Raw genomic sequence first — 12,901 nt, 5'->3', positions numbered from 1 at the left:
AACGTTCATCGTCTCCTTTTAGGTTTAGCGATATATCGCTCGATGAGCAGGCCGACGCGCTTCCTGACCGTTGAGGAAACCAGGTTAGGCGGGGTGACCATCGCATTCCGCAAAGCTTCGTTGCAGCCGCAGGGACTCGGCTCTCCCAGTTCCGGGATAACCTTACGCAACAGCTGCTTGGCCAGTGTCACGTTTCGGTGCAGAGTTTCCAGTATCGCCTCAACCGTGACGCATCCTTCCGTCTCATGCCAACAGTCATAATCGGTGACCAGGGCCAGCGTGGCATAACAGAGTTCCGCCTCGCGCGCTAATTTCGCTTCCGGCATATTCGTCATCCCGATGACGTCGACTCCCCACGTGCGATACAGCAGGGACTCTGCTCTGGTGGAGAATTGGGGGCCTTCGATACAAATATAGGTACCCCCTCGATGCAACGTCGCCCCGACCGTCTGCGCGGCTTGGGCCAGCGAGTCCGAGAGCGATCGGCAGACCGGTTCCGCAAACGCCACATGCGCCACGATCCCTTCGTCGAAAAACGTGGCAGCCCGGCGTTTGGTCAAATCGATGAATTGATCCGGCAACACCACGTCACCCGGCTTGATCGCCTCTCTCATGCTGCCGACCGCGCTGACCGAAATCACCCGCTGAACGCCAAGAGATTTCAAGGCGTATAAGTTGGCCCGATAATTGATCGAGGTCGGATTCACACGATGGCCGCGCCCGTGCCGTGAGAGAAATGCCACCGGCACCCCGCCCACCATACCGGTGATGACGGCATCCGAGGGCCGGCCGAACGGCGTTCGCACCACGGTCTCGCGCATCTGCGCCATGCCTTCGATATCATAGAGGCCGCTTCCGCCGATGATGCCCAACATGGGCTTCCCGGCTTGGTGCTGCTTTCTCATCCGACGGTCACCTCTCCCCTTCCAGCCTCAATTGAAGCTGCGTCCGACCCATGCACCGGTCGGTCCGCCAACTCGGTAAGAAATGATTCAATGAGTGCTCCAAGCTTCTCCGCCACAGTCTCCGGTCGCTCTTCATCATGCACGGCCACCCAGACAATCGCCGGCTCTCGCCGAAACCAAGTAAGCTGCCGTTTCGCGAAATGCCGCGTATCCCGCTTGAGACGCCGGACAGCCTCGGCCCGGTCGTAGTCACCGGCTAGAAATCCGGTCACTTGGCGATATCCAAGCCCCTTCATCGATGCAGACTCCCGGTCGTAGCCCCGGGCAAGAAGCGCGATGGTTTCCTCCACCAGGCCGTTCATGAAGAATGTGTCGACTCGTTGTTCAATCCGCCTATAGAGCTCGTGGCGATCTCGCATGAGCCCCAGGATCAATGGTGAGTGGGCCGGAGCGGCGGACCGGTGCCGCCGGTGCACGTCGGAAAGCGGCCGTCCCGACAAGCGCTGTACCTCCAGCGCACGGATGATCTTCACTTCGTCATGCGGATGAAGAAGCCGGGCCAGTTCCGGATCCACCTTGGCAAGCTCCCGATGCAGAAACCCTTTCTCATACCGGCGCGCGTGATCGATCAGTTCCGCGCGCACGGCCGGGTCGCTCGGCGGTGCGTCACACAATCCCCTGACCAGTGCCCGCACATACAGTCCGGTCCCTCCTACCACGAGAGGCACCTTGCGTTCTCCATACAGGCGTTCGAACTCCCGCAAAGCGGCCTCTCGATACATCCCCGCATTGAATCGCTGATCCGGCTCGACCAGGTCGATGAGCCGATGGGGCACCGCCCGCCGCTGTTCAACCGTCGGCTTGTCGGTGGCAATATCCATCCCCCGGTAGACCTGTCGGGAGTCGGCCGCCAAGACCTCGGTGCCAAGCGCCTGCGCAAGGATGACGCCGACCTCGCTTTTTCCTACCGCGGTCGGTCCGACCAACGCCACCAGCGGCCTATGGACAAGATGATAATCTGTAAGACGCAGCATAGCGTTTATACGAGGAAGGCGGTCAGGTCCGGTTGAACATACGAGCCAATTCATCCATTGAAAGTCGGAAGGCCACACGCCGGCCATGTGGGCACGTCATGATCCGTCCTTCCTCGACCCATTCTCCCACCAGGCGTTTGATCTCGGGAAGAGCCATCGACCGGCCGGCTCGCACGGCGCCATGGCAGGCAAGCGACGCCATGATCGGCGTCACCCGCTGTTCCAGGGACGACAGCGAATCCCATTGCGCCAAATCTTCGACCAAATCATGTACCAGGGCTTCGGCATCCGCATGGGCGAGGATCGCGGGCAGCGCCCGGACAAGGCAAGCTCCGGAACCGAAGGGCTCGATGGACAGTCCCAGCTGATCAAGATCGGCCGCGTGCGCCCGAATGATTTCCGCCTGCTGCGCCGTGACCTCAATAGGTTGCGGCAATAGCAACGGCTGTGAGACGAGCAATCGATCGCGCCACTGCCTTCGCAACCGTTCGAAGAGAACCCGCTCGTGGGCGGTGTGCTGGTCCACAACATGCAATTCCTCTCCGACCTGCGCCACGAGGAACGTCCGAGCCATTTGTCCCAGGGGAAGAACGGCATCGTGAGATTGCTGATAAGCAGGGGACGCTTCCGCAATCAACGAGGGTTGGATTCGAGGAAGATCGGCCCCTTCGGGAACATGCATGGAGGGGCGCTCATGGCGTTCGGTCGCAACATCGACGAGCCCAGACGTGAGTTCACCGCCCGGCCGCCGTCCGGCCTGCGGCAAGCTCCCGGCGTCCAACGGAACATCGAACGAGCGGGACGATATCGCGGTCCCCCGGCTTCCGAGCGTCTCCCGCACGGCCGAGCGGACTACGCGATGGACGGTCTCGGCATCGACAAAGCGGACTTCGCGTTTCATCGGATGCACATTGACGTCGACGCGCCGGCTGTCCACGTCCATGAACAACACAAACACGGGGTAATGGCCCTTCGCCAAAAACGCGCTATAGCCGTCCGAAAGCGCGTGCAATACGGTCGGATTCCTGATGGGCCGCCGGTTCACAAATAAATCCTGAGGCGCTTTCGTCGCGCGGGCCCGCACGGGATCCACAATGTAGCCTTTGATGCCGAATCCCTGTTGCTCGGCGTCAATCTCTAACGTCCGATCCACGAAGGCTTCGCGGTAGATTTGAGAAACACGATCGCGATGGCGCGACACCGCCGGGCAGTTCAGCACTTCATATCCGTTGTGGATGAGCTTGAAATGCACCTGGGGCCACGCAAGCGACGCCTGTTGCACGGCTTGACTGATGTGGGAGAATTCCGTCGCGGCCGTTTTGAGAAATTTCTTGCGCGCGGGGGTATTGAAAAACAGCGCCTGCACGTCGATACGCGTGCCGGGAACGCCGGCCACATCGTCGACCGCCTCCACCCGACCGCCGACAATCGACATCCTCGTGCCCACCTGTTGGCCCGGAGCGGCCGTCGTGATTTTCACACGCGAGACCGCGGCAATGCTCGGCAAGGCTTCGCCCCGGAATCCCAAGGTCTGCACGGTCTCCAAATCGGCGTCCGACCGTAATTTGCTGGTGGCATGACGCTCGAACGCCAGCTCCGCATCCTGCCGGCTCATCCCTTCCCCGTTGTCGGTGACCCGAATGAGGCCGAGCCCGCCGTCTTGAATTTCCACCGCAATACTGGTGCTGCCGGCGTCTAAGCTGTTCTCGATCAATTCCTTGACCACCGCGGCGGGGCGTTCGACGACTTCACCGGCCGCAATCCGGCCGATGGTCTCTGAAGGCAAGACATGAATCTTGCTCGGCCCGCCGACGAGCATCATACCGTTTCGATCCTTGTTGAAACGCGCGGCCCGCGGCGAGAGTGGCGCGGTGCGGAGAATGACGGGGTCATCGAATTTCGGCCATCTTCGCTTTGGCCAGTTTCGCCTCTTCAGATGTCGAGTATTCTTCGATCACGCGCTTGAGATATTTTCGCGACTTGGCCGAGTCCCCGGTTTCGGCCGCCGACAGGCCGAGTTTGAACAAGGCCGCCGGGACCTTTTCGTTGCCCGGATACTCACTGGCGACATGTTCGAACGCCTGCATGGCACGCACGTAATCCTTTTGTCCATAGAAGGACTCGCCCAGCCAATAATGAGCATTCGGCGTCAGGGACGTGGACGGGAAATCCTTGATGAAACGTTGGAATCCCGTGACCGCCAGGTCATATTTTCCGTTCAAGTAATCGTTATAGGCGAGGTTGAACGCGGAGGTGGGCGTAATGGAGGGAACACCCGGCACAATCGGAGCCGGTTCGCTCGGAACAGGCGATTTCGTCGCCCTACTCTGCCGCAGGGCGTCCGCGGAAGCCAGGTCCGACTTCAGGGCCGCGGCTTGGGCCGCCTGGGCGTCTTCAATCCTCGCCAGTCGCGCCTCAAGTCTCTGCAGGCGGGCCTGCATTTCATCGCTGCGCGCCGGCTTGGCTGGCTCGGGCTCCTTGACCCGCTCGAGCGACTCCAAGCGGCGCTGCAATGCTTCCATGCGCTTCTGTTCCTGATCCTGTGTTTTGGTAATCGTGGCGAGATGATCACGCACCTCCAAGAAATCGGCATGCTTGGCGCACCCCGTCAGGAACAATCCCGCGACAGTCCCGACAATCAGTGCAGCGCAGCGGAAAGACCGACCTCTCATGTCAATGCAGCTCCTTCAATTGATTCAGTTTATCGACCGCTTTATTGGCCTCCGGCGAGCGCGGGTACAAATCGATCACTTGCTTCAGCGTCGAGGCCGCTCGCTTCCGGTCTTTCAAGGCCAAATAGGCATACCCCTTCTTCAGGAGCGCCGCCGGCACTTTGTCGCTGGTGGGATAGTTTAGCTGCACTTGATCGTAGGCGTCGATCGCTTTTGGATAATCTTTTTTGCCGTAATAGGATTCCCCCAACCAGAACCTCGCGTTCGGCGCAAAATCCGAATGGGGGTGCTGGACCAAAAACTCCGCGAATCCCTGACGGGCGCTGTCCAGATCCCCTTCTTTGAATCGGTTGAGGATCCGCTCGTATGCCTCCCGATCGCCGGCCGCGGCCACCCTGGTATTGCCACTGGATGGATTCCCCCCATTGGCGGCGGAAGCGGACTGATGAACCGGCTCAACCACCGAAACGGGAGGAACCGACGGAGCCGGTGGGGTTGCGGCTTCCGCCAGCGCCACGCCCGACTCACTTCGCTGAGCGGAGGCCGGCCTCGCCGCCAGATGCTGTTCGACCTGTTTGAGAAACACCTGGTGGTTTTCATAGTTCTTATCCAAGGACTGAAGATGCTGCTCCACCTGTTTGAGAAACGTGTGCTGATTCTCGGCATTCTTGTCCAAGGACTGAAGATGCTGCTCCACTTGCTTGAGAAAGTTATGCTGATTCTCCATATTTTTGTCGAACGTTTGCATTTGCGCGTGCATATGCGACAGATCCTTCGAGAGGTCATCAAGGCGCCGTTCCTGATCATCGCCACGGCTGACAAACTTCCCGCCGGCCTGTTCAAGCGCCTTATGCATGGATTCGACACTGCGATTCACCTTATTGAGGTATTCCGTGGTCGCCTTGTTGTCGGCGTCGATCCGGCTCGCCAGCGCGTCCGTCCGCTTGGCGGCGGCGGTCGTTTCTTGCTCGATGGTCCCCGACAGCTGCTTGTTTGCCTGCTCCTGTTGAACGACCCGCTCCCCCACCTTGTTCAATGCCTGGTTGAACTCCGCCAGCGCTTGGCTCAGCTTGCCGACTTGATCGGTGAGAGCCTTGTTCTGAGCATCCAGTTGGCCGATGGAGGCTTGGCGATGCTCGACGGCGGCGATCGCCTTGTTTTGCTCATCGAGCCGGCCGTCCACCTTCTGAACCAGGGCGGCGTTCGTCTTCTGGACGGCTTCCAGAATGTTTTTCTGCACCGCGTCGATGTGCCCTCGAAGCTGATCAATGCCGGCGGACAGCGCAGCGATTTCCGATTTGGCTTGTTCGCGATCGCTCTTCATCTGCCGTTCCTGGTTGACCAATTGTTGCTCGGCCCACCCCAGCCGGCGCGTCTCCTCGGCCGCCCGCTCCGCGGCCCGCTTCTCGCTCTCGGCGATTCGCTTGTCCAGTTTTGAATCTTGCGTCGCCAAGCGAGAATCCAATTTGGCCTGGAGGTCCTCCTGTCGCGTCTCCAGCATCTGCGCCCGGTGCTGGGCTCGATCAAGCTCGCCTCGGAGAGCCGGGAGTTCCTGTTCCTTCAGCGTCACGATTTCCTGATTCTGCCGAGCTCTGGTTTGAGCCAACTCTTCAGTCGATTGTTTGATCCGTTTCTGAAGGTCGCGATCAACCTGTTTCAGGTCGGCCTGCTGGGCCACGCATCCGGACAACAGCGAGCTTCCCCACAAGAGACAGAACGCGATCCCGACGTATCGGAAGCGGCTCATGCGCGCTTCCCCCGCCCGGCCCGATTCAATCCATACGGGCACCGCCGTCTTATCTGTCATGTGAAGCCCTACATTTGTCATGACAAGTCTCCCTATATGAAAATCGGTTGGAGGATCATGTCACAGGTCACACCATCGACAAAGCTATTTCGAACGCACGACGACATGTCCCCGACGATTCAGTTGGTAACAGGTCTCATTGTGCTCGTTGCAGAACGGCCGCTCCTTGCCATAGGAGACCACGGACAGGCGGTTCGCGCTGATGCCCAATTCGACGAGATAGTTTCGCACGGCCTTGGCCCTCTTTTCCCCGAGCACAAGATTGTAGGCCAAGGTGCCTCGTTCATCGCAATGACCTTCAATCTTCACCAGGGCGCTTCCATTCGCCTTGATCCATTGCGCATCCTGCATCAGGGCTTGGCGGCCTTCTTCGGAAATGGTCCAGCTGTCGTAGCCAAAAAAGACATCGTTCAGGCCCGCCTGCGCAGACGCCGCCTGCTCTTGAGCTTGCTCCTGCCGGATTTCCTCGACCTGCCGCTCGGAACTCTCGGATGGCTCCACCTTAGCCAGCATCGTTCCGCCTCCGCCCAGACGCTCTTCTGACGGGGGCTTGCCCCCGGCGACCGAGTCGAATCCCTTGAGACCGCTCGTTTCAGGATCCTGCGCTTGCGTCGATAGCGGGTCTTGACCCTGACTCGACAGCGACAAATCGGGGAAGGAAGAACCCATGTCGTTTGATGTGTTAGGCGTGCCGGACGAGCCTGACCCGCCGGGCATGGTCGGCGCACTCGGCGCGAACCCGCCGGTGCTGGGCGCCATCGGCGAATGGGACCCGCTTGATGCTCCGGACTTGGCCATGCCCCGTTCGGACGCCTGTGTGTCTCCGCCGGATTGGATCGACTTCTTGGAACAGCCTTGACTGATCAAGAACACGCCGGCCAAAATGACCAGGCCTACTGTAGTGATCCGTTTACTCATAGAGTGTACTCCTGTGGGTTGAGGGTTGCCGATTCCGGAATCCGAAAGAAGAAGAATTCTGCTCTTCGCATAACGCCCTTGCTTCTCATAGAGCGGGTGACCATGATGGAGCGCTGTTGTGGCTGCCGCCGAACGTGATGCGCTCCATGTCCTTGCCGTCCGTATTGATCATATAGATATGGCTCTTGCCGTCCACCGTGGAGCTGAAAACCAAATGGCGCCCGTCCGGCGACCAGGACGGAGAGTCATCGATGCCATTCCCGTTCGTAACCTGCACGCGCTTCTGGCCATCGGGGGAGATCAGACAGAGTTTATACTGGCGCTGAGCGGTTCTGCAGACATAGGCAATCCAATTGCCGCGCGGTGACCAGGCGGGCGCCGCGTTATAGTCGCCTTCATAGGTCAGTCGCCTGACATTCGACCCATCGCTGCTCATGACGAAGATCTGCGGGCCTCCGCCCCGGTCTGAGGTAAAAGCCAGTTCCCGCCCTGTCGGCGACCAAGACGGTGACAGATCCGCACCTGGATTGACCGTTAATCGCTGCGACACCTTCGACCGCGTGTCTAGTTTATAAATTTCCGAGTTGCCGTCCTGACTCGTGGCAAATGCCAAGTAATTTCCGTCCGGCGACAGCGTGGGCGTAATGTTCAACCCTCCCATCGACACCAGTGTCCATCTCTTCCCCGTCGCCAATTCAATGATGTCGATATCCTGCGTATTGCGCGTTCGATACGCGGTGAACACGATAAAGCGGCGATCCGGCGACCAGCGCGGCATCAAATTGAGAAACCCGTCCGCGGTGATCTGCTTCGGCTCGTATCCGTCATAATCCATGACGTACAGCTCGCGGGCATTGCCATGTTCCGACACATAGGCGATTTTCGTCCGGGCAATCCCCGGTTCCCCCGTATACCGAAACACGAGTTCATCGGCAAAACGGTGGGCCATCAGACGCACGACCGAACTCGACCCGACGTACCGTTTTCCTCCAACGATTTCATCGCTGCCGCTGTCGTAGACATACCCGTCCATCAAGAGATCGTTTTCTTTGTCCCCGTTCTTCCCACCGGCCTTTCCCCAGACCAGCACGGACACGCCGTTGTCCGCTGCCTGTTTGAATACCGCCTTATCGCCGCTGCTGACTTCGCGCACCTTCACGCCGACACTGGGCAGATCGACGAGGTTGAAGACCAGTGAACGCTTCAGATCGGCGCGGAGGACCTCTTCGATTCGCCCGCCGAGCCATTCAGGGCCCCCGCCGTTCTGGAATCCGAAGACGCCGATGGGAATTTTCTGAAAGTCCGGACGGGTGGCTTCGAGAAAGACATCGGTGGCCGGTAAATCAAAGGTCCCTATCAACCCGGCCCCGACCAGAAGCGAGAAACCCACAATAATTATGCAACTCGTGCGTGTCATCCAGAGCCCTCACCAACAGCAAAGGTATAGAAAATGTCATAGGATGGTTCAGTAATATCGGGCGGAAACGGCGGCAATCGATCCACACTCAATACCGCCCGGCGACCGGCCAGATCGTAATAATCATTTCCGGACTGCTGGGTAATTGCAACGCCGCTTATCACCCCATTGCGCGACAAGCGAAACTTAATCACGACCGTCAGCGCGGAGCCTGAGATATCCACCGGCGGAGCCGTCCACTTCTCGTTGATGGCCCGCTGCACCAACGCCAGATAGGGGTTGGACCCGGAAGATCCGGGCACATTCATTTTCGTGACGGGCGTCTTGTTAACTTTCGGCAGGCTCGCGCTCACCGGAGGCGGTTGTTGCTGGACCGGCGTTTGCCGGACCGGCGGCTCCCGAAACATCGGCTTTGTTTCCCGGACTGCTTCCGGCAACTTCACCGTTGGGGGTGCTTGGATTGGCTTCAGTTCTTTCAATTCTGGATCCAGCTCTTCGGACAGAGACCGCAACTTGGGCGGCACCGGCATGGGCCTGGACGATTCCTTCGGCACTTCTATCGGAGCGGCGGCCATCTCCGGCACCTTCAGCTTTTTCAGAAAATCGAGATCGTTCTGCGGTTTCTCCTGAGCGCGCTCCAACTTCGCCGGCAAAGGTTTTCTCGATTCCGCCGGTTTCATCGGGCTCATGTCGCCGAATTTCGGCGCGTTGGGCGGCAACTCAATATCCTTGAGAAGATCTTCCATGACATCTCTCCGGCTTCGAACCGGAGCGGCCGGCGACGGCTTCACCGTTTGCGGGATCGGCTGCGGCATCGTCAGCGTCGGAGCCGGAGGAACGGGCTGCACCAATGCGGGTGCCGGCTTTGGAGGTGCGGCCTGAAGCGGTACGGAAGGCGGAGCAACCGATCGCTGCGAGCTCGGGGCCGGCGGCTGGCTCGGGACCGGCCTGGCCTGCATGGGAGCCGGTTTAGTGTGGACCGGGGGCGGCGGCGTCTGCACCGGTTTGGGAGGAACGGCAATGGGCGCAGGCTGCACCGGCTTGGCAACCGGCTTGGCCTTTTCCACGGGCGGTTCGGGTTTTATTTCGGGCGTAGGCGCCGTAACTAGAGACACCTGGACGGCGGAAAGCGGCCGCTCTACTTTCTTGAAACGAAAACCCGCGATCAGCGCCAGCACGCAGACATGCAGAACCAGCGACACGATCAGGGTCTTTTGAAGGCGATCCTTTCTTCGGCCTCCACCGGTGAGAAACAATGCATGTTGCTTGGATAAAACTTGAGACGTCATCTCGTGCGAATACGTGCTTCGTTGAAGCACATGTTGCGAAGCACTATTTCTTTCGCGGTTGGACAGGCGCCATGTTCTGTTCACTCATTCGCTCGGCGCCGGCGGTCGGATCGGTAACCATGCCGAGCTTTTCGATTCCCGCTTTCTTCACGCTATCCATGACCTCAACCACAATTCCATACGGCACGTCTTGATCTGCTCGAAGATACACCGACACCTCGGAACTCTGATCTTTCAATGCCCGGAGCTTTCGTTCCAATTGCACGGGACTGATCGGGTCCTTGTCAAGAAACAGACGCCGGTCCCGCTCGATCGAAAGCACCGCCCGGGTTTCAGGTTTGATGGTGTTGGTTGCGGATTTCGGAAGATTGATATCGATTCCACGATACAGCATCGGCGCCGTCACCATGAAAATAACCAGCAGCACCAACACGACATCGACGAGCGGAATGACGTTGATTTCCGCCATAAACCGGCGATGTCTGGTTTCGAGCGTCGTCATCACTGCACTCCGACGGGAGTCTGCTTCTGCCGCGCCTGCATCGAGTGCATCACTTCAACGGTAAAAGACTCAATGCGAAAGACCGTCTTCCTGATCCGGCTCAGGTAATAATTATAGGCGATCACCGCCGGGATCGCGGTAAACAACCCGGCAGCGGTCGCGACCAGGGCTTCGGACACGCCGGGAGCGACCGCCGCGATGCTGGCCGTGCCTTGAAGGCCGATCTCCCGGAACGAATCGATGATACCCAACACCGTGCCGAGAAGACCGATAAAAGGGGTGATATTCCCTGTGGTCGCCAATACAGGAAGATACGACTCCAAATACGAGATCTGGTTCTGCACCAAATAGCTGACCGTTTTGTCGACATAGTGCTGATCGACGGGGACAGCGAGGTGGTCTCGCCCTGAAGCTCCGTGCCCGTACGGCAGGCCTGCACCGTCGTTCTGCGTCGTCCAGAGCCGATCCATGATTCCCTGGAAGACCCGAGCGCTGGGACTGCCCTCGACACGTTTGGACTGGCGATATAACTCCTCAAGGTCACGGATCTTCGTGAACGCGGTGAAGAAACGCTGGTCTTCGCGGTCGGCCGTTCTGAACACACGCCACTTGTAAAGAATGACCGCCCAGGAAATGACCGAAAAAAGGAACAAGAACAGCAGGACGATCTTCGACACGGCGCCCAGCGATCCGAACAGCATGGGTCCCGACTGGAACATCAGCTTAGACCTTTCCCTTCAGGTAAGAGACCATGTCGCGAGTTAGCATGGATTGTACCAAGTGCTGGGGAAATGGCGGGGCCGACGGGATTTGAACCCGCGACCTCCAGATTGACAATCTGGCGTCCTAAACCAAGCTGAACGACGGCCCCGCGCAATCAATGACGGCGGAAGAGCTTTCCTGCAATCGATAATTGAAACGACTCGATCAAGATACAGTAGAGCGTCTCTTTGTACACCACATGTAATGGCTTCGGCAATGCCCTACCGTAATTCGTTACGACTGTTATTTGGTAGGCGGAACAGGGATCGAACCTGCGACTTCTGCCTTGTAAGGGCAGCGCTCTCCCAACTGAGCTATCCGCCTGATTTTCAAAGGTCTCAAAAGATTTTTGGGATGCTATCAACTCTCCTCTACCTTGTCAATGATAATGGCGCATTGTTCTTGCAGAATCTCAAAACAACGATCCTGACCACACGAATCCTGCCCTATTTCCTCTCGCGACCTACGCGCGGGGGCTTCGAAACCCTGTTGCGCGGGAAACACGTGGTGTGTATTTTTTTCAATCGTCCCCGCTCCACATGTGTATAGATCTGTGTCGTCGCGATATTGGCATGGCCCAGCATCGCCTGCACCGATCGCAAATCGGCACCCCCCTCGAGCAGATGAGTCGCGAACGCATGGCGCAGCATGTGCGGAGACGGCACAGCCGCGAGGCCGGCTCGCCTCGCTCGGGTCCGCAGCAACTTCCAGAACCCCTGGCGGCTCATGGCGGTGCCGCGCCTGGTGATGAAGACGTAGGGTGACGTCCGATGTTTCAGCAGCATCGGACGGGTCCCCATCAGGTACTGAGACAATTTCTGGGCGGCGATGCTTCCGATGGGAACGAGGCGTTCCTTGTTGCCCTTCCCGGACAGAACGACGACGCCCACGTCAAGATTGACTTCCGCCACCCGCAACCGGACCAGTTCGGAGACACGCAATCCCGTGGCATACAAGACTTCCAGCATGGCGCCGTCGCGAGCGTCTTCCGGAGTTCGCCTCGCGGGCATATCGAGCAAACGAGTCACATCGTCCATGCCGAGCGTTCTCGGCAATCGCCGCCCTCGCCGCAGGCTTCGCACGCCGGCAGTCGGATTCTCCTTGAGCACCCGATCCTCGACCAAAAATCTGAAAAAGCTGCGAACGGCGGCGATGCATCGCGCGCAGGATGCGGCCGCGAGGCCGCTGCGATGAAGGGCTTCGAGAAATTGCGCGAGCAGCGGCGGCGTGACCTCCATCGGTTCTCGGATCCCCTTGAGGATCAGGAAGGACTGCAATTTATCCAGATCCGTCCGATAAGCGGCCAGCGTATTGGATGAAAACCCGCCCTCCAATCGAAGGGACATGCAGAATCGCTCGCACAGGTCGTCGAAGGGACGCCGCTCTGTTTTCTCGGCCGGCACAATATTGCGGGAGTTCATAACCAAGCCATCCGATCTGCGACGTGACTATAGCCAAGCGTCAGCGGCAAGACAACGTCAATTGGCGTCTTTCTTGACACCTTTCCGGCCGTCTCCTATAGTGCGTCTGTAGCGCAGCCCGATAAGGATGTTGGAACAAGCCTGTGCGTTCACCCACCCCGTCCGGAGTGTCTG

Annotated in this window: 11 protein-coding genes and 2 tRNA genes; all 13 read right to left on the bottom strand. The window is 58.9% G+C overall.

Going from position 1 to position 12,901, the window contains the following annotated elements; translation table 11 throughout:
- Nucleotides 1–5 precede the first annotated feature (5 nt).
- The 13 genes from mtnP to xerD all read right to left on the bottom strand — a co-directional run bounded on the left by mtnP (nucleotide 6) and on the right by xerD (nucleotide 12,727).
- Nucleotides 6–905 (bottom strand): S-methyl-5'-thioadenosine phosphorylase, encoded by a 900-nt coding sequence (mtnP, locus tag ACWGXE_RS05690; RefSeq protein WP_447602015.1) that lies wholly within the window; start codon nucleotides 903–905, stop codon nucleotides 6–8.
- Nucleotides 902–1,939, bottom strand: a complete 1,038-nt coding sequence (gene miaA / locus ACWGXE_RS05685) for a tRNA (adenosine(37)-N6)-dimethylallyltransferase MiaA (RefSeq protein ID WP_447602013.1) — start codon at nucleotides 1,937–1,939, stop codon at nucleotides 902–904. Before miaA ends, mtnP begins: the two co-directional genes overlap by 4 nt.
- A 22-nt stretch (nucleotides 1,940–1,961) precedes the next feature.
- Entirely contained in the window at nucleotides 1,962–3,761 is a 1,800-nt protein-coding gene (mutL, locus tag ACWGXE_RS05680) for a DNA mismatch repair endonuclease MutL (RefSeq protein ID WP_447602012.1), read from the bottom strand.
- Nucleotides 3,762–3,828: 67 nt separating this feature from the next.
- The gene (ybgF, locus tag ACWGXE_RS05675) at nucleotides 3,829–4,611 is read right to left on the bottom strand and encodes a tol-pal system protein YbgF (protein WP_447602011.1); all 783 of its coding nucleotides are present in this window, start codon (nucleotides 4,609–4,611) and stop codon (nucleotides 3,829–3,831) included.
- A gap of 1 nt (nucleotide 4,612) precedes the next feature.
- Nucleotides 4,613–6,418, bottom strand: a complete 1,806-nt coding sequence (ybgF, locus tag ACWGXE_RS05670; protein ID WP_447602010.1) for a tol-pal system protein YbgF — start codon at nucleotides 6,416–6,418, stop codon at nucleotides 4,613–4,615.
- Between the two features lie 84 nt (nucleotides 6,419–6,502).
- Nucleotides 6,503–7,336, bottom strand: coding sequence for an OmpA family protein (locus ACWGXE_RS05665; protein ID WP_447602008.1), 834 nt, complete (start codon nucleotides 7,334–7,336; stop codon nucleotides 6,503–6,505).
- 85 nt (nucleotides 7,337–7,421) lie between these two features.
- Nucleotides 7,422–8,753 carry a Tol-Pal system beta propeller repeat protein TolB gene (gene tolB, locus ACWGXE_RS05660; RefSeq protein ID WP_447602007.1) on the bottom strand — a complete coding sequence of 444 codons (1,332 nt, stop codon included), beginning with the start codon at nucleotides 8,751–8,753 and terminating at the stop codon, nucleotides 7,422–7,424.
- Nucleotides 8,750–10,042: a TonB C-terminal domain-containing protein gene (locus ACWGXE_RS05655; protein WP_447602005.1), complete on the bottom strand. Its 1,293-nt coding sequence runs from the start codon at nucleotides 10,040–10,042 to the stop codon at nucleotides 8,750–8,752. The genes tolB and ACWGXE_RS05655 overlap by 4 nt, the downstream gene beginning before the upstream one ends.
- A 43-nt stretch (nucleotides 10,043–10,085) precedes the next feature.
- A complete protein-coding gene (locus ACWGXE_RS05650; protein ID WP_447602004.1) occupies nucleotides 10,086–10,544 on the bottom strand; it encodes a biopolymer transporter ExbD in 459 nt (152 codons plus the stop codon).
- Nucleotides 10,544–11,263: a MotA/TolQ/ExbB proton channel family protein gene (locus ACWGXE_RS05645; protein ID WP_447602003.1), complete on the bottom strand. Its 720-nt coding sequence runs from the start codon at nucleotides 11,261–11,263 to the stop codon at nucleotides 10,544–10,546. Before ACWGXE_RS05645 ends, ACWGXE_RS05650 begins: the two co-directional genes overlap by 1 nt.
- 73 nt (nucleotides 11,264–11,336) lie before the next feature.
- Nucleotides 11,337–11,415, bottom strand: a tRNA-Asp gene (locus ACWGXE_RS05640).
- Nucleotides 11,416–11,554: 139 nt separating this feature from the next.
- Nucleotides 11,555–11,630: transfer RNA gene (locus tag ACWGXE_RS05635), tRNA-Val, on the bottom strand.
- Nucleotides 11,631–11,752: 122 nt separating this feature from the next.
- The gene (gene xerD, locus ACWGXE_RS05630) at nucleotides 11,753–12,727 is read right to left on the bottom strand and encodes a site-specific tyrosine recombinase XerD (RefSeq protein ID WP_447602001.1); all 975 of its coding nucleotides are present in this window, start codon (nucleotides 12,725–12,727) and stop codon (nucleotides 11,753–11,755) included.
- Nucleotides 12,728–12,901: the final 174 nt, after the last annotated feature.

Source organism: Nitrospira sp. Nam80 (assembly GCF_965152575.1).
The sequence above is the reverse complement of the archived record's forward strand: the minus strand, read 5'-3'. Positions and strand labels throughout refer to the sequence as shown.

Bases quoted from the DNA above. Each gene is read 5' to 3' on its own strand.
- mtnP (WP_447602015.1), bottom strand. From the start codon at position 905: ATGAGAAAGCAGCACCAAGCCGGGAAGCCCATGTTGGGCATCATCGGC.
- miaA (WP_447602013.1), bottom strand. From the start codon at position 1,939: ATGCTGCGTCTTACAGATTATCATCTTGTCCATAGGCCGCTGGTGGCG.
- mutL (WP_447602012.1), bottom strand. From the start codon at position 3,761: ATGATGCTCGTCGGCGGGCCGAGCAAGATTCATGTCTTGCCTTCAGAG.
- ybgF (WP_447602011.1), bottom strand. From the start codon at position 4,611: ATGAGAGGTCGGTCTTTCCGCTGCGCTGCACTGATTGTCGGGACTGTC.
- ybgF (WP_447602010.1), bottom strand. From the start codon at position 6,418: ATGACAGATAAGACGGCGGTGCCCGTATGGATTGAATCGGGCCGGGCG.
- ACWGXE_RS05665 (WP_447602008.1), bottom strand. From the start codon at position 7,336: ATGAGTAAACGGATCACTACAGTAGGCCTGGTCATTTTGGCCGGCGTG.
- tolB (WP_447602007.1), bottom strand. From the start codon at position 8,753: ATGACACGCACGAGTTGCATAATTATTGTGGGTTTCTCGCTTCTGGTC.
- ACWGXE_RS05655 (WP_447602005.1), bottom strand. From the start codon at position 10,042: ATGACGTCTCAAGTTTTATCCAAGCAACATGCATTGTTTCTCACCGGT.
- ACWGXE_RS05650 (WP_447602004.1), bottom strand. From the start codon at position 10,544: ATGACGACGCTCGAAACCAGACATCGCCGGTTTATGGCGGAAATCAAC.
- ACWGXE_RS05645 (WP_447602003.1), bottom strand. From the start codon at position 11,263: ATGTTCCAGTCGGGACCCATGCTGTTCGGATCGCTGGGCGCCGTGTCG.
- xerD (WP_447602001.1), bottom strand. From the start codon at position 12,727: ATGAACTCCCGCAATATTGTGCCGGCCGAGAAAACAGAGCGGCGTCCC.